25 protein-coding genes are annotated in these 24681 nt (G+C 52.3%); 14 read left to right on the top strand and 11 right to left on the bottom strand.

Going from position 1 to position 24681, the window contains the following annotated elements; all coding sequences use genetic code 11:
• Positions 1 to 28 precede the first annotated feature (28 nt).
• The 3 genes from C1A10_RS14020 to C1A10_RS14010 all read right to left on the bottom strand — a co-directional run bounded on the left by C1A10_RS14020 (position 29) and on the right by C1A10_RS14010 (position 2929).
• A complete protein-coding gene (locus tag C1A10_RS14020) occupies positions 29 to 1294 on the bottom strand; it encodes a TRAP transporter large permease (RefSeq protein ID WP_101910844.1) in 1266 nt (421 codons plus the stop codon).
• Positions 1291 to 1785, bottom strand: coding sequence for a TRAP transporter small permease (locus C1A10_RS14015; RefSeq protein WP_101910843.1), 495 nt, complete (start codon positions 1783 to 1785; stop codon positions 1291 to 1293). The genes C1A10_RS14020 and C1A10_RS14015 overlap by 4 nt, the downstream gene beginning before the upstream one ends.
• 73 nt (positions 1786 to 1858) lie before the next feature.
• On the bottom strand, positions 1859 to 2929 hold the full coding sequence (locus C1A10_RS14010; protein ID WP_242968938.1) for a TRAP transporter substrate-binding protein: 1071 nt from the start codon (positions 2927 to 2929) through the stop codon (positions 1859 to 1861).
• A 558-nt stretch (positions 2930 to 3487) separates the two neighbouring features.
• Here C1A10_RS14010 and C1A10_RS14005 point away from each other — a divergent pair.
• Together C1A10_RS14005 and C1A10_RS14000 are read left to right on the top strand one after the other, a co-directional pair.
• Positions 3488 to 4198 carry a FadR/GntR family transcriptional regulator gene (locus tag C1A10_RS14005; protein WP_101910842.1) on the top strand — a complete coding sequence of 237 codons (711 nt, stop codon included), beginning with the start codon at positions 3488 to 3490 and terminating at the stop codon, positions 4196 to 4198.
• 299 nt (positions 4199 to 4497) lie between these two features.
• Positions 4498 to 5586, top strand: a complete 1089-nt coding sequence (locus C1A10_RS14000) for an iron-containing alcohol dehydrogenase family protein (RefSeq protein WP_101911680.1) — start codon at positions 4498 to 4500, stop codon at positions 5584 to 5586.
• 73 nt (positions 5587 to 5659) lie between these two features.
• Here C1A10_RS14000 and C1A10_RS13995 read toward each other — a convergent pair whose 3' ends face one another.
• From C1A10_RS13995 to C1A10_RS13980, 4 genes are all read right to left on the bottom strand, one after another.
• Complete coding sequence (locus C1A10_RS13995) at positions 5660 to 5869, bottom strand: helix-turn-helix transcriptional regulator (RefSeq protein ID WP_101910841.1); 210 nt, start codon at positions 5867 to 5869, stop codon at positions 5660 to 5662.
• A 5-nt stretch (positions 5870 to 5874) separates the two neighbouring features.
• Complete coding sequence (locus tag C1A10_RS13990; RefSeq protein ID WP_145997745.1) at positions 5875 to 6240, bottom strand: DUF2178 domain-containing protein; 366 nt, start codon at positions 6238 to 6240, stop codon at positions 5875 to 5877.
• A gap of 126 nt (positions 6241 to 6366) precedes the next feature.
• Entirely contained in the window at positions 6367 to 6807 is a 441-nt protein-coding gene (locus C1A10_RS13985) for an ImmA/IrrE family metallo-endopeptidase (RefSeq protein ID WP_101910839.1), read from the bottom strand.
• Positions 6808 to 6819: 12 nt separating this feature from the next.
• Positions 6820 to 7227, bottom strand: coding sequence for a helix-turn-helix domain-containing protein (locus C1A10_RS13980; RefSeq protein WP_101910838.1), 408 nt, complete (start codon positions 7225 to 7227; stop codon positions 6820 to 6822).
• Between the two features lie 160 nt (positions 7228 to 7387).
• On the opposite strand from C1A10_RS13980, the gene C1A10_RS13975 reads away from it, so the two are divergent.
• From C1A10_RS13975 to C1A10_RS13965, 3 genes are all read left to right on the top strand, one after another.
• Positions 7388 to 7588: a hypothetical protein gene (locus C1A10_RS13975; protein WP_101910837.1), complete on the top strand. Its 201-nt coding sequence runs from the start codon at positions 7388 to 7390 to the stop codon at positions 7586 to 7588.
• Positions 7589 to 7600: 12 nt separating this feature from the next.
• The gene (locus C1A10_RS13970; protein ID WP_101910836.1) at positions 7601 to 7906 is read left to right on the top strand and encodes an RNA polymerase sigma factor; all 306 of its coding nucleotides are present in this window, start codon (positions 7601 to 7603) and stop codon (positions 7904 to 7906) included.
• A gap of 112 nt (positions 7907 to 8018) precedes the next feature.
• A complete protein-coding gene (locus tag C1A10_RS13965; protein WP_101910835.1) occupies positions 8019 to 8672 on the top strand; it encodes a redox-sensing transcriptional repressor Rex in 654 nt (217 codons plus the stop codon).
• A 47-nt stretch (positions 8673 to 8719) separates the two neighbouring features.
• Here C1A10_RS13965 and rsmA read toward each other — a convergent pair whose 3' ends face one another.
• Positions 8720 to 9565 carry a 16S rRNA (adenine(1518)-N(6)/adenine(1519)-N(6))-dimethyltransferase RsmA gene (rsmA, locus tag C1A10_RS13960; protein ID WP_101910834.1) on the bottom strand — a complete coding sequence of 282 codons (846 nt, stop codon included), beginning with the start codon at positions 9563 to 9565 and terminating at the stop codon, positions 8720 to 8722.
• A gap of 128 nt (positions 9566 to 9693) precedes the next feature.
• On the opposite strand from rsmA, the gene C1A10_RS13955 reads away from it, so the two are divergent.
• From C1A10_RS13955 to cls, 9 genes are all read left to right on the top strand, one after another.
• A complete protein-coding gene (locus C1A10_RS13955) occupies positions 9694 to 10185 on the top strand; it encodes a deoxycytidylate deaminase (protein ID WP_101910833.1) in 492 nt (163 codons plus the stop codon).
• A 182-nt stretch (positions 10186 to 10367) separates the two neighbouring features.
• Positions 10368 to 11129 carry a ClpP family protease gene (locus tag C1A10_RS13950; protein WP_423241420.1) on the top strand — a complete coding sequence of 254 codons (762 nt, stop codon included), beginning with the start codon at positions 10368 to 10370 and terminating at the stop codon, positions 11127 to 11129.
• Entirely contained in the window at positions 11126 to 11320 is a 195-nt protein-coding gene (locus tag C1A10_RS13945) for a YlzJ-like family protein (protein ID WP_101910832.1), read from the top strand. The genes C1A10_RS13950 and C1A10_RS13945 overlap by 4 nt, the downstream gene beginning before the upstream one ends.
• 60 nt (positions 11321 to 11380) lie before the next feature.
• Positions 11381 to 12256: an undecaprenyl-diphosphate phosphatase gene (locus C1A10_RS13940; protein WP_101910831.1), complete on the top strand. Its 876-nt coding sequence runs from the start codon at positions 11381 to 11383 to the stop codon at positions 12254 to 12256.
• Positions 12257 to 12294: 38 nt separating this feature from the next.
• Positions 12295 to 14925 (top strand): FtsK/SpoIIIE family DNA translocase, encoded by a 2631-nt coding sequence (locus tag C1A10_RS13935; protein ID WP_101910830.1) that lies wholly within the window; start codon positions 12295 to 12297, stop codon positions 14923 to 14925.
• A 73-nt stretch (positions 14926 to 14998) separates the two neighbouring features.
• Entirely contained in the window at positions 14999 to 16945 is a 1947-nt protein-coding gene (locus tag C1A10_RS13930) for a YgiQ family radical SAM protein (protein WP_101910829.1), read from the top strand.
• 40 nt (positions 16946 to 16985) lie between these two features.
• Positions 16986 to 18005 carry a ComEC/Rec2 family competence protein gene (locus tag C1A10_RS13925; RefSeq protein ID WP_101910828.1) on the top strand — a complete coding sequence of 340 codons (1020 nt, stop codon included), beginning with the start codon at positions 16986 to 16988 and terminating at the stop codon, positions 18003 to 18005.
• Between the two features lie 151 nt (positions 18006 to 18156).
• Entirely contained in the window at positions 18157 to 19164 is a 1008-nt protein-coding gene (gene galE / locus C1A10_RS13920; RefSeq protein WP_101910827.1) for a UDP-glucose 4-epimerase GalE, read from the top strand.
• Between the two features lie 141 nt (positions 19165 to 19305).
• Positions 19306 to 20853 carry a cardiolipin synthase gene (gene cls / locus C1A10_RS13915; protein ID WP_242968937.1) on the top strand — a complete coding sequence of 516 codons (1548 nt, stop codon included), beginning with the start codon at positions 19306 to 19308 and terminating at the stop codon, positions 20851 to 20853.
• Positions 20854 to 20920: 67 nt separating this feature from the next.
• On the opposite strand, the gene C1A10_RS13910 is transcribed toward cls, so the two are convergent.
• From C1A10_RS13910 to C1A10_RS13900, 3 genes are read right to left on the bottom strand one after another with little or no spacing between them, the layout of a single operon-like run.
• Complete coding sequence (locus C1A10_RS13910) at positions 20921 to 23251, bottom strand: hypothetical protein (protein ID WP_101910826.1); 2331 nt, start codon at positions 23249 to 23251, stop codon at positions 20921 to 20923.
• Positions 23226 to 24125 carry an ABC transporter ATP-binding protein gene (locus C1A10_RS13905; protein WP_101910825.1) on the bottom strand — a complete coding sequence of 300 codons (900 nt, stop codon included), beginning with the start codon at positions 24123 to 24125 and terminating at the stop codon, positions 23226 to 23228. Before C1A10_RS13905 ends, C1A10_RS13910 begins: the two co-directional genes overlap by 26 nt.
• Positions 24118 to 24495: a GntR family transcriptional regulator gene (locus C1A10_RS13900; RefSeq protein WP_101910824.1), complete on the bottom strand. Its 378-nt coding sequence runs from the start codon at positions 24493 to 24495 to the stop codon at positions 24118 to 24120. Before C1A10_RS13900 ends, C1A10_RS13905 begins: the two co-directional genes overlap by 8 nt.
• Between the last annotated feature and the right edge of the window lie 186 nt (positions 24496 to 24681).

The raw sequence follows: 24681 nt of genomic DNA, 5'->3' as shown, positions 1-24681 counted from the left end.
CAGTTTCCTCCTCTTTCTGTTAGATCAATCAGACAAGCAGGGTACTTAGGCCTGGAATAAATACAATCAGGAAGAACACCGCGGTATACCCGATAAAAAACGGCAGTTCTCCGCGTGCGATTTCACCCATTTTCAGCTTGGAGACGGATGCTGCCGAGAACAGGTTGACTGCAACCGGCGGCGTCATGGTCCCGATCACGTTGGAAATGGAAACAATCATGCCGAAGTGAATCGGATTGATGCCAAGACTTGCGGCAATCGGCCAGAGTACCGGTACCAGAAGCACGCAGGTTGCGATTCCTTCCAGAAAAGTGCCAAATATCAAAAGAATCACCGCAATGATAAAGCAGAACATCCATGGGGCAAGATTCATGCCGACGATTGCGCTGATTAGGTCGTTGGAGATTCCTGAGAAGGTGAACAGCCAGGAAAACGCGGTAGAAGTCGCGATAATGAACAGCATCATGGCGCTGCTTTTACCGGAATCCAGAATAATCTGGTAGATTTCTTTCAGGTTGATTTCACGGTAAACAAACACACCAACAATGAAAGAATACACAACAGCGACAGCGGCGGACTCGGTGGGAGTCAGCAGGCCGGAATAGATACCACCCAGAATAATGACCGGAAGCAAAATGGCGGGGATTGCTTTAAAGAAATTGATTCCAAGTTCCCGCAGTGTGATTTTTTCAGAGTTTTTAGGCCACTGCTCTTTGTTGGCCAGGAAGATGGAAACCCCTACCAGCACGACTGCGATCATGACACCGGCTACAATACCGCCTTTGAACATATCACCGACGGAACTGCTGGTAATCGTGCAGTAAACCACCATGATAATCGACGGCGGGATAATTGGGCCAAGACCGCCCGATACAGCGAGGAGGCCCGCGCAGCGTTCCGGCGGATAGCCGAGTTTTACCATTTCAGGGTACAGCATCGATCCGATTGCCAGAACAGTCGCCGGCGCGGAACCGGACAGCGCGGCGAAAAACGCACAGGCCAGCACCATTGCGTAAGCCATGCCGCCGCGCACGTTGCCGATAATGCTGTTGCAAAAATCGACAAGACGGCGGGAAATACCGCCCTTGGTCATAAAATTGCCCGCAAGGACAAAAAATGGAATTGCCATAATGGAAACGGAATCCAAGGCAGTAAACATGCGCTGCGGAATGACAGCCAGCGGCACATCAAAGGTCAGCAAAGATGCAAGCGTCGCGGCACCTAATGAAACGGAAATCGGCACGCCGATGATCAGAAGAACAATCAATGTTCCAAACAGGACTAATGCGGTCATGCGTTTTCCTCCTTTCCGGTCTGTTTATTCAAGAGCAGCATAATTAAAGCGGCAGACTGAATCACCGTAATGATTCCAAAGCTCAGCGGCAGCGCAAAATAAGGCACCACCATCGGCAGCTTCAGCCCCGGGGACATCTGCCCGGAGGTGATCTGTGTCTGAAGAATCGTAAAGGAATTGAAGAAACAGATCGCGGAAAAACCAATTACAACCAGCTGCGCAATTACGCGCACGATTTTTGCCGTAATGCCGTGTAGATGATCGGTTACCGCGGTAATGGAAATCTGTGTACCGTCACGAAGACCGGCCTCAGCGGCCAGCAGCGCCATATAAACCATGCAATAACGGGCAAGTTCCTCAAACCAGGAGATTCCCGCGTGAACCAAATTGCGGTTGACAACCTGTGCAAACGAAGCGATTACCATCACTACAAAGGTTGCCACAAGGATGAAATTCTCTATCTTCTGCAGCCAGCCAAGGACTTTCTTCATGTAGTCTCCTCCTTAAAACATTTCGATTGGGGATGCCTGCGCATCCCCAATCGAAAACCTGAATCAGCTTAAATTATGCAGCTTTGTCGGCAGCAATGGCATCCAGCCATTCCTGAGGCATTCTGTCCTTGAACTGCTCCATAGCGGGCTGAACAGCTGCCTGCAGGGTAGCGGTGTCGATGTCATGGAAGGTAACGCCTTTTTCGGTCAGCTCTTTTTCAGCGGCTTCGTTTGCTTCCACCAGATACTGGCGCTGTTTGTCGCAGCCTGCTTTCACACCTTCGGTGAATTTGTCCTTCAGGTCATCCGGAATCTGGTTCCATGCCTTATCGGAAACGCCCACACCGATGAAAACAAAGAGGTGCTGGGAACGGGTGATGTTTTTGGTGATTTCGTAGAAATTATTTGCCAGAACATTCGCGGTAGCATTTTCAGCAGCGTCAATGGTGTGCTGCTGCAGGGCGGTGAACTGGTCGCCGGCAGCCATCGGAGTGGCAATCGCGCCCAGTGCGTTGAAGGCTGCCATGTGGATGTCATTTTCCATCGTGCGGATCTTGACGCCCTTGAAGTCTTCGATCTTTTCAATCGGATTTACGGAAAAGACATTACGGAAACCGGACTCCATCCAGCCTACCATATGTACGCCCTGTGCCGCGGTCTTTTCCGCGATCAGCTGGCCAAGCTTGCCGTCGATCACCTTGTGGGCCTCATCGGCATTGGCAAACAGGAACGGCTGGTCCAGAACCGCCATTTCAGGGACAAAGGAAGTAAGCACAGCAGAAGCGGTCGTGCAGATGTCGATGGTTCCCATCTGCGCGCCTTCATACATGTCGCGCTCATTGCCCAGCTGGCCGCCCGCGTAAACAGTGATTTCAATTTTGCCGTCGGTCGCTTTTTTGACTTCCTCCGCGATCGCCTGAGCGCCTTTATAGTAGTTCGAGTTTTCAGGGTCGACCATGCCGAGCTTCAGCTTGATGACGTCGCCCGAAGCCGCAGAGGAATCGGTTGCCTCGGAGCCGGCAGAAGCGGCTGGTGCAGATGCATCAGCGGAAGAAACAGGGGTTTCTGCCTGTTTGCTGCCGCAGCCGGCAAACGCCGACATTACCATAGCAGCAGCCATAATGGTAGCCATTGTTCTTTTCATGTTAAAACTCTCCTTCATACTTGACATCAGAGCGGCCACGCCTGCTCTGGGAAATGGCGTTACGTACATGCATGAAGTCCTGCATCACTCGGTTCCTTGCTGCAAAATGCACTTTTGTTGCACGACGTCATATGTCGTAACCTCACCGCCCAATACTAGCAGTTCGTTTTCTTTCTGTCAATCATTTTCAAGCAAGATTGTTTGATTCGCTACATTAATTTTTCTTTTTTTGTATAAATCGCTATCGCCTGCAAATCTGATCTGCGCCAAATTCGATGATCTGTTCCATAGATCCCATTAATTTTGGATTCTCCCCTGAGACATCCTACCAATTTCATGGAATCACACATGTTTAAAACTGTTTTCGTCCATATGAAAGAACAACTTCGGCATCTATCATTGCTGCCCCGAAATTCCACACAAATTTCTATTGCGGGCACAATTATTCTTTGGATAAAACTCAAGATAGGTTGTTTTTCGCTGACGGATGATGTATGATGTATTTACAAATTACGCTGTGTTTTTGGATAACAAGATTGTTGGCTAGGGGTTTTTAAAATGTTTGAAGTGATTTTCGATAACGGAAAACCGCTGACCGAGCGAGTTTCCAGCCAAATTATTCAAATGGTGCAGGAAAGTCAGCTGAAACCGGGTGACAAACTGCCGAACGAATTTGATTTGGCGCAGAGGTTGAACGTCGGACGGGGTACTGTGCGCGAAGCGGTCAAACTGCTTGTTTCCCGCAATGTGCTGGAGATCCGCCGTGGAAAAGGAACCTTTGTCACAGAGCGCGTTGGCGTCAGTGATGATCCGCTGGGGCTGACCTTTATCCGTGATAAGCATAAACTGGCCACCGATATGCAGGACATTCGTGTCATGATCGAGCCGCAGATTGCGGCAATGGCCGCGGCGCGCGCCACCCTTGATGATGTGGCGGAAATGCGCAGGCTTTGCGCAGAAATTGAGCGGCTGGCCCCTCTGGGGGAAGATTATCAGGAATACGATGTTGAACTGCATACCTGTATTGCCCGCAGTACAAAAAATATTGTTGTGCCCAATTTAATTCCAATCATAAACAAAGGTATCGCGTTGTTTATGGACCTCAGCAACCGTATATACTGGCCGGATACACTGAAGCACCATCGCGAAGTGGTGGATGCCATTGAGCGGCATGACCCCGACGCGGCGCGCAGTGCCATGCTGTGCCATACGATGCTGAATCGGCAGTGCATGGAATCTATCCAGAAAAAGATGCAATCCGCGCAGTAACATAAAAACACCGCCGATTTCGGCGGTGTTTTTATTGAATGCATATTGTGTGATTTATACAAGAAACTGTTTTAAAAAGCAGTAATATTCACAGTTTTCAAATTTATCACTTGACAGAGCTTCCTTTTCTGGGTACGATTAGCCAGAAAGATACGTCGTCGGACGTCGTTCAACTTGAGCTGATTATGCATCAAGGATTGCATTCTGCAATCTGGCTGACCATCAGAGCGGCCCGAAGAAAAGGTCCGGCGGTGAAAGATAATCCAGCCACACAAGTGGTTTTGAAAGGTGATAACAATATGGCAGTGGTATTAGACGAAGCCTACAAATTCGGGGCGGGGCGTTATATTCAGGGGGAAAGCATTCTGGAAAAAGCAGGCAAAGAAATCCTGCGCGTCGGGAAAAAAGCCTATCTGATCGGCGGGCCGCGCGCTTTGGCCGTGGCAAAAGACCGGCTTGAAAAGGGCTTGATCGAGGCAGGCCTCACCTACACGTTTGAGGAATATCAGGGCTTAAACACTTATGAAAAAGCGAAGGCCGCGGCCGAAACCGTCAAGGCGGAAGGTTTTGACGTAATCGTCGGTGTTGGCGGCGGAAAAATCATGGATCTGTCCAAAGCAATCGCTTATTTTGCCGGATGCCCCGTCGTAAACATCCCCACCTCAATTGCCACCTGTGCGGCATTCACCCCGCTGAGCGTGATGTACACGGAAGCGGGAGCTTCTTTGGGCAGCCTGCGTTTTGAATTTGAGGTATCTGCCGTTCTGGTAGATATGGACATTATCGTCCATGAACCGCCCCGGTATGTCAGCGCCGGTATTTTAGACGCCATGGCAAAACTAATTGAAATTAAGAACGGGCATCCGGTGATTACGCTGGAGGACTTCCCGGTCGATCTGTTTACTTCTTACACGCTTGCGGAGTACACCTACCGGGAACTGCTGCGGCTTGCCAGAACTGCCTATCAGGATGTGGAAGCCCACCGGATGACAAAAGCCGTCCAGGATGTCACCTTTATCAATGTTGCGGTGACCGGCATGATCAGCGGAATTTCGAAGGGCTTTGGCCAGTCTGCGATCGGTCATGAAATCTATGAACGTATCCGTACTTATTTTACGCAGGAAGCAAAAGACTATCTGCATGGCGAAATTGTGGCTGTCGGGCTGCTTGCGCAGCTCTATTACAACCAGACCCCCGAAAAGGTGCCGGAATTCAAGGCACTGATGCAGGAAATGGGCATGCCCGCTTCCCTGCACGACATCCATGTGGAACCCAGCGAGGAAAACCTGCTGAAGCTGAAAAACGGCATTCTGGAGAGTCCCTTTATTGACCCTCAGACACCGGAAAATGTCCAGAAGCTGACCGAAGCGCTGAGATGCATGATCTGAATCTGTTTTTTCATTTTTCTCCTAATTGATACAGAACAAGCGCCTGTCTGAGCCAGACAGGCGCTTGTTCTTGTCAGTCGCAATTTGGAAAAATGAACAGCTCCTCAATCGGCGTCCCTACCGCGCGGGAAATATCGATTGCCAGTTTTAAGGATGGGTTATATTTTCCGGCTTCCAGCCGGATAATGGTTTCCCTGCGGACATGAACTCTGGACGCCAATTCCTCCTGTGTCATTTCCGCCAGCTGCCGGTATTTTTTTAAATTGCAGATAAATTCCTCCATGGCTTTTATTTTTCCTCCAGCTGATATAGTTTAGCCGCATAGGAAAGAATCAGCACAGCAACACAAATTGAAACGGCAAGTGTCAGGAGCGTGCTACTTTCCGGCAATATCAACACCAGCAGGAACAACACAAACAGTTCAAATGAGGCGATCTGAAACGCGAACGCTTTTGCCGTCTTGACATCCTCCCGGTACCGTTCGTCCGGCAGTTCCACATGAAGCCTTGCCAGCCAGAAATAGGAAAAATAGGCAAACCACGCAAATGCGCACAGATCGGTTGCCTCCCCCGTCCAGAAATAGGAGAATCCCTGTAATCCAAAAAGTCCCAGAAACCCCATCCACATTCTCCGATTTTTCACTGTATGTTTCATCTTCAATTTGCACCCCTTAGATAGTGATATATTTATCACTTAATGAGATAAATATATCACTATCGCAGATAAAATGCAAGGTTATTTACAAAAAACCCCGCGGCAAATTTTGCCGCGGGGTTTGGTTCAATTTTTGAAACAGTAGTCCACTACCCGCTCGGGCAAAGCAGTCATGTGTGCAATCTGGCCTGCCGTCCAACCATTGCAGCGGCAGTCGTAAACCGTCTGCTCGTCCAGCAGCAGATAGCCGGCGAATAAATCGGCTTCCCGCTCAAACCGGGCGGCTATAAAACCGGTGTTCTCCTTCAAAAACATAAAGTTATGACCGGAATGCAGCACCGCATGCCCAAGCTCATGGGCACACACCGCCCTTCGTTCCTGCCCGTCAGAGAGTCCGGCATTCAGATAGATCATCTGAATCCCCATGATAAAGGTGTAAAATCCCCGGATAGTTTGCGGAAGTGCAGCCCGCAGTACACAAACATCAAGCCCTTCGCAGATCTCAAACGGATCGGAAGTGCCAAAACGTGCGGCAAGCCCAACCGCGGTATTTTTAATGGCTTCCATGAAATCCTCCTGTCAGTTTTCACCATTCCCGCCGTCCGGAGGTTTGCGGCGCAGCTTATTCATTGCCACCATCGTACCAATCTCAATCGCATTGATCACCTGCGCGATATCCTCATCAGAAAGCGGCACACCTTGAAACATCAGCCCTTCCTGATTCATCAGACGGCTGCGGAACTCATCAATTACCTCATGAAGTTCTGCATTTGGCGGGAGATCGCCGGGCGCGGGGCCGCCCAACAGGAAATAGTCGCTTGAAACATCAAACAGACGGCAGAGGGCGGTCAGTGTTTTGTGATCCGGTTCCCGCCTGCCCTGTTCATACATGCCGATGGTGCTGGCAGATACCCCCAAAGCAGTTCCCAGCTCCTGCTGCGTCAAATTGCGCTTTTTGCGCAGCGCTTTCAGCCTGTTTCCTATCATTGCGATCACCTCACTGGTTCGATATTATCACACAACGTGTAGAAATGCAACCATTAAATTTTATTTTTTTCGATTCTTTCGGTTGACATAACACGAATCGTGTGCTACTTTGAAATTAGAACAAATGTTCTACACAATTTGTGATACAGGAGGGATGAAATTGAATTTAAAACAGCTTTCTGACGAATACCGCGCAGCTGCCGATCGGCTCCAGGACCGGATTGCGGCGCTGCGGGCGGAACTGCCGACGGCGCGCGGTGAAAAAGCGTTTGCGATGCAGAAACGCATCGATCTGCTCTATGCCGAACTGCTCGATGTGCGCACAGTAATGGGATATCTGCGGAATTACTATAATGACTGACAGGAGGCATCCATGTTTCAAAAAAAGCGCAGGGCCTTTTCCCTTTCCGATTTTGAGCGGATTTCAGCGGATTCCGCAAAAGCGGACAACAGCAGGGAGCTTGACGCTTACCGCCGGTTTCTTTCGGCAGCGATCAAAGCACTGCCCACCGGACAGAGGGAAGCTGTGGTTTTATATTATCAGGAAGGGCTGACGATCGAACAGGCGGCGCGGCAATTGCAGGTAAGCGTTTCCACTGTGTGGCGGCGGCTGAAAGCGGCAAAACAGTTTCTCCAACTTGCCGCAAAGCTCTGTATTGACGCAGGCCTGCTCCGCTGAATGCATTTGTAAAAAAGATTGACATTTTGACGGTTTTGTTATAAAATTATCATAGATATATAGACTCATATGAGCAAAATTATGTGCATAAAGGAAAAGGAGAATCGGTGTTATGCCAAAACACGAAGGAGTCTCTTTATCAGTAATTAAGCGCCTCCCCAGGTATTACCGCTTTTTGGGCGATTTACTGAAAAAAGACGTCACCCGCATTTCCTCTCGTGAGCTGGCACAGCTCATGCGTTTGACTGCCTCTCAAATCAGGCAGGATCTGAACTGCTTCGGCGGATTCGGGCAGCAGGGATACGGATATAATGTCGCCGCGCTTCATAACGAAATCGGCAATATTTTAGGTCTTAACCGCATTACCAGCATTATCCTGCTGGGTGCCGGCAATCTCGGACGGGCCATTGCGAAACATATGAATTTTGAAACCCGCGGATTCCGGCTGGACGGTATATTCGACACCAGCCCGGCTGTGATCGGCCAGCCTGTGAACGATCTGATCGTTCGGGATATGGCGACTTTGGAGTCTTTCTGCGAAGAATACCACCCAAAAGCCGCAATTCTTTGTATCCCGAAGGAGGTTACGCTGGAGACAGCCGAACGCCTGATCAAGCTTGGTGTCAATTGTTTCTGGAATTTTTCCCATTACGATCTGTCGCTCGTATTTGAGCATGTAATCGTGGAAAATGTGCATCTCGGGGACAGCCTCATGACGCTTTGCTACCGGATCAATGACAACGATGAAACCAGTATTGAAGAGTAAAAGTAACCCGCTTCCGCAATGCGGAGGCGGGTTATTTTTCGCTTTGCTTACAGGGCGTTTGCAATCTGTGCAAACTGTTCCATGGAAAGCTGCTCCGCGCGGGCTGTCGGCGGCACTTCGGCATGTTCCAGAACCTGCGCCGCCCGTTCCTTGGAAATAGACAGGCCGGTTGACAAACAGTTTAAAATCGTTTTTCTGCGCATGGAGAATGCGGCGCGCACCACTTTAAAAAAAGTTTTACAGTCCGCGTCAACCGCGGGCTTTTCATGAATATCCAGACGGATGACCGTGGAATCCACATCCGGCGAGGGCAAAAAACTTCCCCGTGAAACCTGAAACAGCACCTTCGGCTCGCTGTAATAGCGCACGGCAATTGTAACCGCGCCTACCTCCCGCGTACCCGGCTTCGCGCAGAGACGCTGCGCCGCCTCCTTTTGCACCATTACAGTGATCGACCGGATGGGCAGCCTCTGCTCCAGCAGGGCCATCAAAATCGGCGACGTTATATAATAAGGAAGGTTTGCGCATACAACGACCTCCATGCCCCGGAACTTTTCCTCAATCAGCGACCGGAGATCGACCTTCATGACGTCGGCATGGATTATTTCCACGTTCGCGCATTCGGACAGCGTTTCATCCAATACAGGAAGCAAACGGTCGTCAATCTCAATGCAGACCACCTTGTCCGCGCGCTTGGAAAGTTCCTTTGTCAGTACACCGACGCCCGCCCCGATCTCGATGACCCCCACTCCTGGCTTTGCGCCGCCCAGTTCTGCCATACGGGGGCAAACCGTCGGGTTAATGAGAAAATTCTGGCCCAGCGCTTTGGAAAACGTAAATCCATGCCTCTGCATGACCTCCCGGATCACGCCAATATTGGAAAGATTTTCCATAGATTCTCCAATCTTTTCTGTCTTTGAAAATGTAATTCTTGCCTGTCCCGCCGCCGCAGTGTATAATAGACTAAATTCCCCCGCGGAAGGCTGACAGAACAGTTCTATTATAAAGGATGTGAACCGATATGACAAGACGCGATAAAACCAACTATTACCTGGATATTGCCGAAACCGTTATCGAACGCGGAACCTGCCTGCGCCGGAATTTCGGTGCGATCATCGTGAAAAATGATCAGATTGTTTCCACAGGCTATGTCGGCGCGCCAAGAGGACGCAAAAACTGCTGCGACCTCGGTTACTGCACCCGCGCCAAACTCAACGTCCCCCGTGGAGAGCGTTATGAGCTCTGCCGTTCCGTCCACGCGGAGATGAACGCGATCATCCACGCTTCCCGCGCGGAAATGCTGGGCGCGACCCTTTATCTGGTGGGCAAAGAATTTGACACAGGCGAATATGTGAATAACGCCTGCCCATGTTCCATGTGCACCCGCCTGATTATCAACGCGGGCATTACCACTGTTATCGTGCGGGATGACCGCGACCACTACCGTGTATTCGATGTATCCGAGGAATGGATTGATAAAGACGAGTCTCTTCTCGGACTTTCGAACTATTAATCTATCCTTCTTATCCGTCATAAATTCTAAGGCGGGACGGCCGTTTTGCCGTCCCTTTTTTCGCGCCCTTTCGTTTGACATTTAATACATGGATGTTATAATTATCTTGTATGTTTTGCCGCATGTTTTCATGAAGATTTGTCAAAGCTAAAGTCGTTACCGATTTGAAGGAGGTATTCGATTTGAAAGCATTTGACGACCACGGTTTGAAGGCGGAAGACGACGAGCCGGACACCCCACAGAAGGAACAGGAGCCCGAGCAGGATGACGGACAGGGGGACGGCGGCGACGAGCAGACCCGGCAAATCGTGGAGACCGGCGGCGTGACCACGCGCAAAGGCAAGCATGTGATCCATTGCCTGACCATTATCGGCCAGGTGGAGGGTCATTTTATCCTGCCCGCCCAAAACAAGACCACCAAATATGAGCATGTCATCCCCCAACTGGTCGCAGTTGAGCAGGACCCGGAAATTGAAGGCCTTGTGATCATCCTCAATACGGTGGGTGGCGATGTGGAAGCCGGGCTTGCAATCGCCGAGCTGCTTTCCGGAATGCGCAAGCCTACCGTTTCGCTGGTGCTTGGCGGCGGCCATTCCATTGGGGTCCCTTTGGCATGCAGCGCGCGCAAAAGCTTCATTGTCCCGTCCGCTACCATGACAATCCACCCTGTGCGGATGAACGGACTGGTGCTTGGAATTCCTCAGACGCTATCCTATTTTGACAAAATGCAGGAACGAATTGTAAAATTCGTCACCACAAACTCAAAAATTTCACCCGAACGGTTCCGTCAGCTGATGATGAACAAAGATGAGCTTGTCATGGATGTCGGTACCGTACTCGACGGGCAGGCCGCCGTGGACGAAGGGCTGATCGACTCTCTGGGCGGAGTGGCCGACGTGATCGACGCCCTTTACCAGATGATTGAGGAGGATACAAAAGCATGATTCTTCATTCGATTATCCCTCCGGAAGCGATATTTCCTGACGAGCCTACGGAATTTGAGACGCGGCAGATGCGCAGCGGATTTATACAAGGTGTAAATATCAACGGGAAATTTACCGTTTCCCGGCTGATTTCGACAGACCCGTCGCTCTATCTCGACCCGCGCTATACGCCGGGCAGCACACTGAACTAATCCTGCCGCCGTTTGATGCAGACGGCGGCGTACATAATCATGAAAAGGGGATTTCTACATATGACCGTATTGGAAGCTTTTTTGCAGGGCATTTTGCAGGGGCTGACTGAATTTTTGCCGGTGTCCAGTTCCGGGCACCTCTCTTTATTTCAATATTTTACCGGAAACAGCGGGGAGTCCGGTTTTCTGTTTTCCATTCTGCTGCACGCGGGAACGCTGGTCGCCGTCTGCATTGTTTTCTGGAAAACAATTTGGGGGCTGATTCAGGAAGCCTTTTCCCTGCTCCATGATCTGTTTACCGGCAGGTTTGATGCAAAACAGATGCGTCCCCAGCGCAGAATGCTGCTGTTTCTGGTGCTTTCCCTTCTGCCGCTGTTTCTGATGTTCCTGTTTAAGGATGCCATTTCCTCTTTCTCCGAAGACAAGGACATTGTTGTGGAAGGATTCTGCTTTTTAATTACCGGGACCCTGCTGATGTTCGCCTACGGCGCAGACAAGGGGCGGAAAAAAGCCGGTTCCATGACCGCGCGGGACGCGCTGGCGGTGGGCGGCGCGCAGCTTTTTGCCACCATGCCGGGCATTTCCCGTTCCGGCTCCACAATTACCGCCGGTTTGCTCTGCGGATTTGACCGCGCCTATGCGGTAACCTATTCGTTTATCCTCGGCATTCCCGCTGTTCTCGGCGCGATTGTTCTGGAAGCAAAGGACGCTGCGGAGGCCGGCAGTATTGGACTTCCCCTTTCTGTTATTCTGATTGGATTTTTTAGTTCCATGCTGTTCGGAATCCTTTCCATCAAGCTGGTGCAGTGGATTGTGAAAGGCAACAAATTGAATTATTTCGGCTGGTACACGCTGGCACTTGGTATTGCGACCATCTCTGTCGGCGCGATTGATCATTTCACCGGCTATGCGATCCAGCGTCTGATTGCAGGCTGACAGGTGACAGAAGTTACTACAAGGCATGGAGGAACATTATGGCAACAAAATCAACAACCCGTAAATCCCGCGGCCGCAGCAAGGCAGCCGCCACACGCTCACGCAACGCGGCCCAGCAAAAAGCGCGCAGACAGATGCACGCACTGGTCCTGTTTGCTGTCGGCATATTTACGGGGGCACTGACCCTTTTTAAGGGGGCCAGCCTTTGGAACTGGCTGCATAATTTTATGTTCGGCATTTTGGGTGCCGGTTCCGTTTTTGTTTCCGTTCTGATGATTTACATAGCCATCCTTCTGACCATGGACAAGCCATGGAAAGCACGCGCGTGGGAATCCGGCTTTTTGCTCGCGTTTTTCTGCGGCGCCTGGCAGATTTTCAGCATGGGAATTCCCGAATCCACCCATGTGCTGGATATGATTGTAGAATGCGTGGTACTTGGCATCCAGGGGAAAAGCGGAGGCCTCATCGGCGCGGCGACCGGACTGCCGCTTCTGCTGTCCTTTGGGAAACTCGGGGCAGGAATCACCATTGTCCTGCTAATTTTTGTTTTTGCAATGCTGATTACGGGAAGCACGCTGATCGGTCTGGCGCGTGCCGCGCACCAGCCGGTACAGAAAATTGGGGAAAGCTATGCCGAGCAGATGGAGCGCATGGAACAGCGGCGTTCCGCACGCAGCGTGGATATTCCGCTGGACCACAATAAAGATGCGATCGATATTCCGTTGGAGGCTCTAAAACAGAACGCAAAACCTGCACCGCAGCAGATCGGCCCCGAAGATCCCGCGCATAGCGCGGACCTTCCGTTGGACGCTCCCCCCCGCAAGAACAGGAAATTTGACATTGACATTCCCCTGGACGACAATTTCGACCCCTCGCAGGCCGGGGGATTCTCACTGTCGGTCGCAGACAGCGAACCGATGCAGTTTGTGCAGGCACAGCCATCACTGGACGAGCTGGTTAACAGTGCCGCGACGGAGAGCGGAAAATTTGAGTTCCGCGCCGACTCTGTGCCGGAACAGGAGCCGGGCACGGAACTCGTTTCGGCGGAAAATCCAGAGCCTGACCCAATTCCGGCGCATCTCTTCGAGAAGTGTTCTCCCAAGCCTGAGGCTCCCGTTTCCGTGGCAGAAATACCTGAAAATCCCGATAAACTGACCTGGCAGGAAGCGGCAAGCGAACGTCCGGCGCCCCCCGCCTATGTCCTGCCATCCGTCGGCCTGCTGAGGGAACCTCAGCGGAAAAATGAAGCCGGCATGGCGGATGAACTGAAATCCAACGCTCAGCGGCTTGTCGATACCCTCTCGAGCTTCGGCGTGCAGACGCGCATTGTGGATATTTCACGCGGACCGGCCGTCACACGCTATGAGCTCCAGCCCTCCGCCGGCGTGAAAATCAGTAAAATCACCGGCCTTGCGGACGACATTGCGCTGAACCTCGCGGCCGCGGGCGTGCGTATTGAAGCGCCGATCCCGAATAAAGCCGCCGTCGGCATCGAGGTGCCGAATAAGTTGATCAGCACGGTAACCATCCGCGAAATCATCGATTCCGAAGCGTTCCGCTCTTCTAAAAGCAAGCTGACCGTCGCGCTCGGACGCGACATCGCGGGCAATGTCACACTCGCTGATATTGCGAAAATGCCTCACCTGCTGATCGCAGGTTCCACCGGCTCCGGAAAATCGGTATGCATCAACTCGATTATCATTTCCCTGCTGTATAAGTCGACCCCCGATGAGGTGCGTTTCCTGATGATCGACCCCAAGGTAGTTGAACTGGGTGTCTATAACGGCATTCCGCAATTGCTTGTCCCTGTGGTGACAGAACCCAAAAAAGCAGCCGGCGCACTTTCCTGGGCGGTCACTGAAATGCTCAAGCGCTACAAGCTGTTCGCGGATAATTCGGTGCGCGACCTCACCTCTTATAACCACCTCGCCGAGAAAACGGAAGGAATGGACAAGCTGCCGCAGGTCGTCATTATCATCGACGAGCTGGCGGACCTGATGATGGCGGCGCCAAATGAGATTGAAGATTATATCTGCCGCCTTGCGCAGATGGCGCGTGCCGCAGGCATGCACCTGATCATCGCAACCCAGCGCCCCTCTGTGGATGTCATCACCGGCGTCATCAAAGCGAACATCCCTTCCCGCATCGCGTTCGCGGTTTCCTCTCAAATCGATTCCCGTACCATTCTCGATATGGGAGGAGCGGAAAAGCTGCTCGGGCGGGGTGATATGCTCTTTAACCCGGTCGGTGCCTCAAAACCGGTGCGCGTGCAGGGCTGCTTTGTAACCGATGAGGAGATTGAAAGTATCCTCGCCTTTATTAAAAATGACGCTTCCGCGGAATATGACGACAGCATTGTGCAGGAGATTGACAACCATGTGGTCGCCGGAAAAGGCAGCCGTTCCGGCGGCGCGGAAAGTTCCGACAGCGATGATGGCGACAGCGAGGACGAAATGCTCATGCCGGCCATTGAGTGCGTCGTGGAAGCCGGCATGGCCTCCACTTCCTTGCTGCAGCGCCGCCTGAAGCTGGGTTATGCGCGTGCCGCGCGCATCGTGGACGAGATGGAAGCCCGCGGAATTGTTGGCCCGTTTGAAGGCAGCAAGCCCCGGCAGGTACTGATCTCTCCCGAACGATTGGCGGAGATGAAGCTCTCCAGGCAGGACTGACAGGAAAAAGGGCGGGAATCTCCCGGCCCTTTTCTTTCTTCGATAAAATTGTGATTTTGAAAGGTATTGGTTTATGTTTTTACCGCTTACAAAAGAGGAGGCCGCGGCGCGCGGCTGGGACGAACTTGATTTTATCTGTGTCACTGGGGACGCCTATGTGGATCATCCCAGTTTTGGAATCGCGATCGTGTCCCGCCTGCTGGAATCGCTTGGCTATCGCGTCGCGATGATCGCGCAGCCCACCAAAGACAGCGATTTTACCCGCTTCGGCGCGCCGAAATACGGGTGGTGGGTAAATGGCGGCAATATCGATTCGATGGTGGCGCATTATACCGCCGCCAAGCGCCTGCGCAGCGACGACGCCTATACGCCCGGCGGAAAAGCCGGAAAGCGTCCCGACCGCGCGGTTACGGTCTATTGCAGCCGCATCCGTTCCCTTTACCCGGACGCGCGGATTGTGATCGGCGGGCTGGAAGCCTCCATGCGCCGCTTTGCGCACTATGACTACTGGAAGGATGAGGTCATGCCCTCCATTCTGGTGGACAGCACCGCTGACCTGCTGATCTTCGGCATGGGCGAAAAGCAGACGGAACTCATTGCGCGCGAACTGGAAAAAGGAACCCCGGCCTCGCAAATACGCTGCCGGGGAGTCTGCTATCTGACCGATCAATTGGGGCTGCCGACTGATGCCGTTTCAGTCGCGTCCTACACGAAGGTAAAGGAGAACAAGCTCTCCTACGCAAAGGCCACCCATACGGAGATTGAGGAGCAGGATGCCGTGCGCGGCCGGAAAATTATTCAGAAACAGGGGAACAACCTCTTCCTTGTTCAGACGGAGCCGATGCCCGCTTTGAATACCGGGGAGCTGGACACTGTGTTTGCCCTGCCGTTTGAGCGGATGTACCATCCGAGCTATGAGGTGCAGGGCGGCGTGGACGCCATCAAGGAAGTGGAATTTTCCATCATGCACAACCGCGGCTGCTTCGGCAACTGCAACTTCTGCTCCATTGCTTTCCATCAGGGGCGGTCGGTCACCTGCCGCAGCGAGGAATCCATTGTGCGGGAAGCGGAAAGCTTCACAAAAAACCCGCGTTTCAAGGGCATTATCAGCGATGTCGGCGGACCGTCGGCCAATTTCCGGCATCCGTCCTGCCAAAAGCAGTTAGAAAAAGGGCTTTGCGCGGACCGCAAATGCCTCGCACCCACCCCCTGCCCGGCTCTGAAAGTCGATCACAGCGACTATCTGGAAATCCTGCGCCGCCTGCGCGAGCTGCCGGGCGTGAAGCGGGTATTTGTCCGTTCCGGCCTGCGCTATGATTATATGATGCTCGAAAAGGACGACCGCTTTATGCGCGAGCTGCTGCAATATCATGTCAGCGGGCAGCTGAAGGTCGCGCCGGAACACTGCAGCCCCAACGTGCTGGACTGCATGGGCAAACCGCATATCGAGGTCTACGAGCGGTTTGCCGAACGGTTCTACCGTTTGACCAAACAGGCGGGCAAGGAACAGTACCTCGTCCCCTACCTGATTTCGTCCCACCCCGGCTCGACGCTCAGGGATGCCGTCAATCTGGCGGTATTCCTGAAAAAGAACCGCATCCGCCCCGAACAGGTGCAGGACTTTTACCCCACGCCCGGAACAGTATCCACCTGCATGTTCTACACCGGGCTGGACCCCTATACGCTCAAGGAAGTGTTTGTGCCGCAGACGCAGGAGGATAAATGGCTCCAGCGTTCCCTGCTTCAGTATTTCAAACCGGAGAACCGGCGGGCGGTCATGACGGCGCTGAAAAAAGCGGGGCGCGAGGATTTGATCGGCACCGGCCCGAACTGCCTGATTCCGCCCGACCGCGAACAGGCGGGACGCTCCGTCCCTCAGCCCTCTGCAAAAAACGCGGAGCAATCGGGCAGCAAGTCCCGGCACGTCCGCGGTCGGGAACGCGAACGCAATGATTTTTCAGCCGGGAAACCCAAAACGGGGAAAAACAGCGCTTATTCAAAATCCAGACGGCCGCGCTGACCGGCAGATCAGCCATAACAGACCAAACGGAGGCTGAACGATGTATCGGAAACGTAAATTTGCCAAAAAAGTATTCATTAACGTCGCCTCGCTTGCGCTTGCCGCTGTCCTGCTGCTTGCAGGCAATCAATATTTGGGCAATCGGCTGGACCTGCCGCCGCTCCCAAAGAATGTTACCCAGACGGTTTCCGACGCTGTTTCCGGCATACTGGATGCCGCCGGCGACATCGTGGACAGCCTGTATCAAAAGGCCGATCTTGCACAGGCTAAGACAGACGCGCAGGGAAACCTGCTGGTGCACTTTATCGACGTCGGGCAGGGGGACTGTGAGCTGATTCAGGCGCCCGAAGCTAATGTGCTCATCGATGCCGGAGATGTCGGGGAAGGCGATCTGGTGGTTGATTATTTAAAGGCGCAGGGCGTTGAAAGAATTGATTACCTGCTGGCGACACACCCCCATGCGGACCATATCGGCGGAATGCCCGAGGTGGTGGAGGCATTTGAAATCGGCAAGGTGCTGTTTTCCGATGTACCTGCCGATTTAATCCCAACGACTAAAATCTATGAACAGCTGCTCGACAGTATCGCCGGAAAAGGGCTGAAAATTACGAAAGCAAGCCCCGGTATCGCCTATGATCTGGGGGACGGCGCTATGCTCAAAATTCTGGCGCCGCTCAATCAGGACCAGGAAGATTTAAATGAGAATTCCATTGTCTGCCGTCTGGATTTTGGGGAAACCTCTTTTCTGTTCACAGGCGACGCGGGAATCAGCAGCGAGAATGATATGATCAAGCGATATGGCAGCACCCTTTCCGCAACCGTCCTCAAGCTGGGACACCACGGCAGCAACACCGCGACGCAGGAAAAATGGCTGAATCAGGTCAATCCAAAGATTGTTGTGGCGGAAGTGGGTGCCGATAATAAATACGGCCACCCGCACAAAGAGATTTTACAGCGGATTGAGGAACGCGGCCTGACCTTTTACCGCACCGACCGAAACGGCACGATTGTGATGGCTTCCGACGGCGGTGATATAACGGTTACTGCTGAGAAAGAATAAAAGCGCGCGGCGGACGCGTATCGCTTTTTGTTGCGGAAACATGGAGAATTGTATCCTGTTCGGCTAAATGAATTGACAGGAAAATTCCTGCGGGCTATACTGAAATCGACCTGTATCGGATGAATAAGCATATAAAAGGAGACCTGATCATATGGCAATTTTAATCACCGGAGGCGCGGGATATATCGGCAGCCATACCTGTGTGGAGCTGCTGAAAGCCGGAAAAGAGATTGTAGTGGCTGATAACTTTTCCAACTCCAAACCGGAGGCTCTGAAACGTATCCGCAAGATTACCGGCAAGGATTTCAAATTTTATGAGGTTGATCTGCTCGACCGCGTCGGTGTAGAGCGGGTGTTCCAGCAAAATACGATCGATGCCGTTATCCATTTTGCCGGGCTGAAAGCGGTGGGAGAATCATGCAGCATCCCTTTGAGCTATTACCACAACAACATTACCGGCACCCTGATCCTCTGCGAAATCATGTCGGCGCACAACTGCAAAAAAATCGTCTTTTCCTCATCCGCAACGGTTTACGGCATGCACAATACCGTACCGTTCCGGGAAGATATGCCGCTTTCGGCCACCAATCCGTACGGCGCAACCAAGCTGTTTATTGAACGGATTCTGGCCGACCTGCAAAAAGCGGACCCGGAATGGGGCGTCTGCCTGCTGCGTTACTTCAACCCGATCGGCGCGCATGAAAGCGGGCTTTTGGGCGAAGACCCGAACGGCATCCCCAACAACCTGCTGCCTTATATCGCGCAGGTAGCCACCGGTAAGCTCAAAGAGCTGTCCGTTTACGGAAACGATTATGATACGCCCGACGGCACAGGAGTTCGTGATTATATCCATGTGGTGGATCTTGCACAGGGGCACCTGAAAGCGCTGGACTTTATCCTGAATAGAACAGGCGTAGAGGCTGTCAACCTTGGCACCGGCGTCGGCTATTCGGTGATGGATGTCCTGCACGCATTCGAGAAAGCATGCGGGAACGCTCTTCCCTACCGGATTGCGGCGCGGCGTCCCGGCGACATTGCCACCTGTTATGCGGACACCCAGAAAGCCAAAGATCTTTTAGGCTGGACTGCCAGAAAATCACTGGAGGAAATGTGCGCGGACAGCTGGAATTTCAGCAGGCAAAACCCCAACGGGCTTTAACCATACAACCGGCGGCAGGCAAACAGCCTGCCGCCGATTTTTCAGCTTCACGCGGACTTGAAAAATTTGGCAGGAACTGCTATGATGACAGCAGGAAAAATGCCGCTGATTTCGGATAAACTGCTCTAAGGGGGTGCGTTCGTGAAAAGGAAAAAGAAACTGCACATTAAAAGCGTACTGAGCCTCCTGTTTGGAAAAATGGTAACGGTCGGGCTTCTGATTGTGATTCAGGCTGCCTTCCTTGTCTGGGCAATTATCAGCCTTGCGGATCATTTTGCCGCCGTTTATGTCGGCCTGACCCTGCTCAGCATTATTATTGTAATCTGGCTGTTCGGAAAAGACGAAAATCCGTCCTATAAACTGGCATGGGTCTTTATCATTATGGCGCTTCCCATCTTCGGCGGGCTGTTTTACCTGCTGTTTGGAAACAAGGGAATGCCGAAGTCTCTGAGCGAGCGTATCAGCAGCGCGGAACAAAGCACCAGAACAAACTTGATAACCGATTCACCCTGTCTGGAGGAACTGGACAGGCAGAGCCCCCACCTGGTGCCATTGGCGCGCTATATCACCGCAACGACCTATTCCCCTCTCTGGCGCCGCACGGAAGCGGAGTACCTGCCGATTGGGGAAGTGATCTGGAAGCGCATGGTGGAAGAACTGGCGAAAGCGGAAAAGTTTATCTTCATGGAATATTTTATCATCGAGGAGGGGATCATGTGGGATTCTGTCTTTGAAATTCTTAAAGACAAGGCTGCAAACGGCGTGGATGTACGCTTTATGTATGACGACATCGGCTCCATCAAAACCCTGCCCCACCGTTTCCCGGACAAGCTTCGTGCCGCCGGCATCAAATGTGTTTTGTTCAACCCGTTCCAGCCCCACCTAAATTCGACGATGAATTACCGCGACCACCGCAAAATTACGGTAATTGACGGAAATGTCGGATTTTGCAGCGGAATCAACATCGCGGACGAATATATTAACGCATATGAGAAATATGGGCATTGGAAAGATACGGGCGTCCTGCTGCGGGGCGAGGGTGTGCTGAATCTGACCGCCATGTTTTTGGCCCTATGGAATTTTTCCTGCCCCACAGACACAGAATTTGACCGGTTCCGGCCAACCATTATCTGCAACAGCAACGGATTTGTGCAGCCGTTCGGCGACAGCCCCCTCGACCGGATCAATGTGGAAGAGGACGCCTATATGCAGATTATCAGCCGCGCCACCCGCTATGTCTATATCACGACTCCCTATCTGATTATTGACCATGAAATGATTACGGCACTGTGCGGAGCCGCGCGCAGCGGGATTGATATCCGGATCATCACTCCGCATATCCCCGACAAATGGTTTGTCCATGAGACTACCCAGTCCTTTTACCAGATTCTTCTGGACGCCGGTGTGAGAATTTTCGAATATACCCCCGGCTTTGTCCATTCGAAGATGTATGTCAGCGACGACAACGTCGCCATTGTGGGAACGGCTAATATGGATTACCGCAGCTTTTATCTGCATTTCGAATGCGGCGTCTGCTTTTACAATTCCAGTATTGTCGGGGACGTTCTGGAGGACATCAGGCAAACGCTTGAAAAATGCCAGGAAATCCCCAAAAACTACAGCAGCACCGTCCCGATTCCGCGCCGCATCCTTCGCGCGTTTCTGCGGCTGTTTTCCCCAATGATGTGATTAAACTGTGGAAAGGGCTCCGTTTTTAAACGGAGCCCTTTCTGATTGGAGAGCAGGAGATCGTATTTTACTTTTGGGGTACATCCGGCCGGAGCTCCAGCTGAACCTCCTGTGGCAGTTTATTGAATGGCACAGAAACCATCGTTCCTTCCGCAGAATCTTCAAAGAAGAATCTCAGCGTCACCATCGGTTCATTGATTGCGCCGGTGGCAACTACTTCCTGCGCCATCTGCGCAATCAGCGCTTTGTCCTCAAAGATGTGCAGATTCTGGCCAAAATATTCTTTGGCATAGGAATCAGCCCCGTATTTTTCATATTCTGTTGCGTATTCTAACGGGTCCTTCTGATCTGCAACCTGCTGTCTGATGCCTTCCAGATCCTCATAGCGGAAATTCTGCAGGGGAAGCATCTGGAAGACCGCGCTTCTCGAGGAATTATACAGGCGGACGTCGTCAGGGGAGTTGGCAACAACCGCGGTGCATTTGCTGAAATCCGGTTCAAGCTGTCCTGCGATTCCCAGTTCACTCAGAATTTTCCAGGTACGCTGCTGCTCGCTTGTCACATAAAAATATCCTGTCGTCGCGAAGCGCTCGCTGCCTTCTTCCGGCAGGTCAGCGTCAAACGAAACCACCGCAAGGAACCGGTTTTCCGGATGAAGCAGGCTGTCGGCGGTCTGGTCGAGCAGGTCGGCTTTCATGGCGTCAAGCATCGCGGCGGAGTCCTCGTCCGAAAAGATCTGCTCGATCTTATGCGTGCCAAACGGGTCCGCGATGGTCCATCTGGTCACATTTTCCGGGTCGGTAAAAAAGGCCGGGTGGGTCTGCGCCAGGAATTCCGCGTTTACTTCCAGCGGCGCCAGCTTCGCAAAGGAATCCGCTGTAACCGCATTGTAGCTGCGGCGGATCGTTTTCCCGTTTTTCAGGTGATAGATGATGTTCATATTCGAATAAATAATGTCACTGCGATCCGTACTGCTGTGACCCGGGCGGAACTTCACATCGACTACATCCTGATGATAAGCCAAAACCGCGGCGATATTGTCCGGGTCGGACAATGTGACCGACTGAATCGACTTGAGAGGCTGCGATGTCCCTTCCTTCTTTGCTGCCGACATGATATCGCCATAATCGGAAAAGCGCCCCATATAACTGATTTCAAGCGATTCCACGCTGCCGGCGTCCGGGACCCGGTTTTCATAACCGAACCCGCCAAGCAGAATGGTCAGCGTACTCGCGGTTACGACCGCAACCATGCCCACGCCGAGCGGCAGGCTTTTCACCAGGGATTTAAAGCCACGATTCAGAATGATTTCAATAATGCTGTAGGTCAGGATGCCGCCGATGACCGACCACATCACAAAGGGCATTTCCGCGGTAGCGCCGTCCTCTGCGTTGACCGCATAGAACATCATTCCGATGAAGATGCCGCCGATCGCGGTACCGAGAAACTTCACCAGAATCTGGAGAATTCCTTTTGACGTCGTGGTCTCCGCGATTTCGCTGCCGCGATGACGGTACAGCCGCATTGCCCCAAACAGGAGCACCGCAGACAGCAGCAGATAGATTACAATTGCAGCATTGCTTCGGAACAACAGCGCCGAGTTCTCCGGCGACAGACCCGAGAACCCGTTCGGCGTAACAAAGCCCGAAAAAGCGACTCTCGCGGGCATCAGAGTCAGCGGGCAAATATCCAGCAGGGTCTGGAGAAAGGTCGCACTTGGCTCGAATCCAAACAGGAACATGCCTGCCAGCACGGTATAAATCGCCATCAGGATCGGGAGCGCCGCCATCAGGATTCCTGAAAAGGTAAAGGAATCAAACACCGTGCCAACCAGCGTGCAGACCGCGGTGGTCAGCAGATAGATAAACAACGCGCAGATCAGCCATCCGGCGGTGTCAAGCAGGGTTTGCCCCACTAAAAACGGATGAAATCCGAATTTAATGGTCTGCATGAGAATAACCAGCAGGTTACATGCCAATACAGGTATTGTAATGATTGTCATCGCGACCGCCGTGTTGACGCCGAGCAGCGTCTCACGCCTGACAGGCAGGGAGTGATAGACATCGGTGGCGTTTTTGTTGTGCATATAGCTGTTAAGCACCAAAGCAAGCACAAACGGAGCCAAAAGAACAAGAACGGTGTAAAACACAGCGGACACCGCTGTAAACTGCCGCCCCATGCCGGCAAGCCCGAATAAATCCATCAGTTCCGCGCCCTGCGCAAGCCGCAGCTGCTGTGATTCGCTCAGATCACGGAAAATTTTCATCGCATACTGAAACGGATAAAAAATCAAAAGCAGCACAGAGAGCAACCCAAAATATCCCCTGCTGCGGCGGAGCGCGTTCCGGTAGAGCGCTTTGGAGCGCCCGTGGTCAGAATAGGATGTTGTTGTAGTCATAGCCTACCGCCTCCATTTCATGAATGAATACCTCTTCCAGCGTCAGCGGCACGCCCTCCGCAAAAACCGCCCCCTGAGAGAGCAGATAATCCGAGGTTTCCGCCGAGGTTCCCCGCACAACCAGATTCAGCAGGCTGCCGCTCCGGGAGACCTGCATCAGGTTCAGCTTTCCGAGCACCTCATCCGAAACGCCGTTCGGGAACGCCGCGTGTACCTTGCAGAACCCAAGCTTCAGTTCGTCAATTTCCCGTTCAAACAGGATGTGCCCCTGATGCAGCAGGCCTACATGGTCGCACAGGTCTTCCAGCTCGCGCAGGTTGTGGCTGGTGATAATAACCGTCAGGCCACGGGCAGCAATATCGTCCGCCAGCAGTTTTTTCACCGCTCCGCGGATGACCGGGTCAAGCCCGTCAAATGCTTCGTCCAGCAGCAGGACATCCGGCATGCAGGCAAGCCCCATCAGCAGCGCCGCCTGCCGCTTCATTCCCTTGGAAAAGGTGTTGATCTTCTTTTTCGGGTCCAGCGGGAAAATGGTGCAGAGCCTGGCATACCGCTCTTCCGAAAAGCTATGATAGATGCCTTTATAGAATGATGCCATATCATTCATATTGGACTGCGGCAGAAAAAACAGGTCATCCGCCACAAAAAAGATGCGTTCCTTGACAGCCGTGTTTTCAAAAACCGGCTGGCCGTCCAACGTGATGGTTCCGCCGTCCGGCATATAAACGCCGGCTAAAAGGCGCAGAAATGTGGATTTTCCCGAACCGTTGCTTCCAACCAGCCCGTAAATCGAATTTTTGTCAATGGTGGTGGTCAGCGCTGTCAGCGCCGTAAAATCGTCAAAGCACTTCACCAACGATTTTGCCTCAATCATGTTTTGTCCCCTCCTCATATACTGAGCGTACTGTTTCTTCCACCTGCCGATGGCTAAGCCCTGTCCGCCTGCCATCCGCTACCGCTTCCCTGATCCTGATCAGGCTTTGACGGCAAAGTGTTTCATTTGCGCGGTTTCCCGGTGCAATAAAACTGCCTCTTCCCGCCACTGAATAAATAATCCCGCCGCGCTCCAGTTCCTGGTAGGCCTTTTGCACGGTATTGGGGTTGATGCCCAGATCCCTTGCAAGCGTCCTCACGGAAGGGAGCTGTTCTTCCGGCTTGATCGCCCCTGCGGATATCATTTCGGAAAGCTTTTGGATCAACTGCTCATAAATTGGCTGTCTGCTTTGTAAATCCAGTTGCAGCACAGTTTCACCCCATTTCCATCACATTCGATGTATTATGTGTATTGGTCTTGTTAATACAGCTATATGGTATCACTTGTTTCTTAAGAATGCAAGCTGTTTTTAAAATTTTTTCCAAATGAAAAAAGGCAATTGTTTAACATTTTTATGAATTTTATTCCAACCAATTTGACACCCGCAAAAATGATG

The sequence above is a fragment of the Marasmitruncus massiliensis genome (genome assembly GCF_900186535.1).
GTDB lineage: Bacteria > Bacillota > Clostridia > Oscillospirales > Ruminococcaceae > Anaerotruncus > Anaerotruncus massiliensis_A.
Note: the sequence above shows the minus strand (reverse complement) of the source record. Positions and strands in the feature narration are given on the sequence as shown.

Coding starts and splice junctions, on each gene's coding strand:
- C1A10_RS14020 (WP_101910844.1), bottom strand. CDS start 1,294: ATGACCGCATTAGTCCTGTTTGGAACATTGATTGTTCTTCTGATCATC.
- C1A10_RS14015 (WP_101910843.1), bottom strand. CDS start 1,785: ATGAAGAAAGTCCTTGGCTGGCTGCAGAAGATAGAGAATTTCATCCTT.
- C1A10_RS14010 (WP_242968938.1), bottom strand. CDS start 2,929: ATGAAAAGAACAATGGCTACCATTATGGCTGCTGCTATGGTAATGTCG.
- C1A10_RS14005 (WP_101910842.1), top strand. CDS start 3,488: ATGTTTGAAGTGATTTTCGATAACGGAAAACCGCTGACCGAGCGAGTT.
- C1A10_RS14000 (WP_101911680.1), top strand. CDS start 4,498: ATGGCAGTGGTATTAGACGAAGCCTACAAATTCGGGGCGGGGCGTTAT.
- C1A10_RS13995 (WP_101910841.1), bottom strand. CDS start 5,869: ATGGAGGAATTTATCTGCAATTTAAAAAAATACCGGCAGCTGGCGGAA.
- C1A10_RS13990 (WP_145997745.1), bottom strand. CDS start 6,240: ATGAAACATACAGTGAAAAATCGGAGAATGTGGATGGGGTTTCTGGGA.
- C1A10_RS13985 (WP_101910839.1), bottom strand. CDS start 6,807: ATGGAAGCCATTAAAAATACCGCGGTTGGGCTTGCCGCACGTTTTGGC.
- C1A10_RS13980 (WP_101910838.1), bottom strand. CDS start 7,227: ATGATAGGAAACAGGCTGAAAGCGCTGCGCAAAAAGCGCAATTTGACG.
- C1A10_RS13970 (WP_101910836.1), top strand. CDS start 7,601: ATGTTTCAAAAAAAGCGCAGGGCCTTTTCCCTTTCCGATTTTGAGCGG.
- C1A10_RS13965 (WP_101910835.1), top strand. CDS start 8,019: ATGCCAAAACACGAAGGAGTCTCTTTATCAGTAATTAAGCGCCTCCCC.
- rsmA (WP_101910834.1), bottom strand. CDS start 9,565: ATGGAAAATCTTTCCAATATTGGCGTGATCCGGGAGGTCATGCAGAGG.
- C1A10_RS13955 (WP_101910833.1), top strand. CDS start 9,694: ATGACAAGACGCGATAAAACCAACTATTACCTGGATATTGCCGAAACC.
- C1A10_RS13945 (WP_101910832.1), top strand. CDS start 11,126: ATGATTCTTCATTCGATTATCCCTCCGGAAGCGATATTTCCTGACGAG.
- C1A10_RS13940 (WP_101910831.1), top strand. CDS start 11,381: ATGACCGTATTGGAAGCTTTTTTGCAGGGCATTTTGCAGGGGCTGACT.
- C1A10_RS13935 (WP_101910830.1), top strand. CDS start 12,295: ATGGCAACAAAATCAACAACCCGTAAATCCCGCGGCCGCAGCAAGGCA.
- C1A10_RS13930 (WP_101910829.1), top strand. CDS start 14,999: ATGTTTTTACCGCTTACAAAAGAGGAGGCCGCGGCGCGCGGCTGGGAC.
- C1A10_RS13925 (WP_101910828.1), top strand. CDS start 16,986: ATGTATCGGAAACGTAAATTTGCCAAAAAAGTATTCATTAACGTCGCC.
- galE (WP_101910827.1), top strand. CDS start 18,157: ATGGCAATTTTAATCACCGGAGGCGCGGGATATATCGGCAGCCATACC.
- C1A10_RS13910 (WP_101910826.1), bottom strand. CDS start 23,251: ATGACTACAACAACATCCTATTCTGACCACGGGCGCTCCAAAGCGCTC.
- C1A10_RS13905 (WP_101910825.1), bottom strand. CDS start 24,125: ATGATTGAGGCAAAATCGTTGGTGAAGTGCTTTGACGATTTTACGGCG.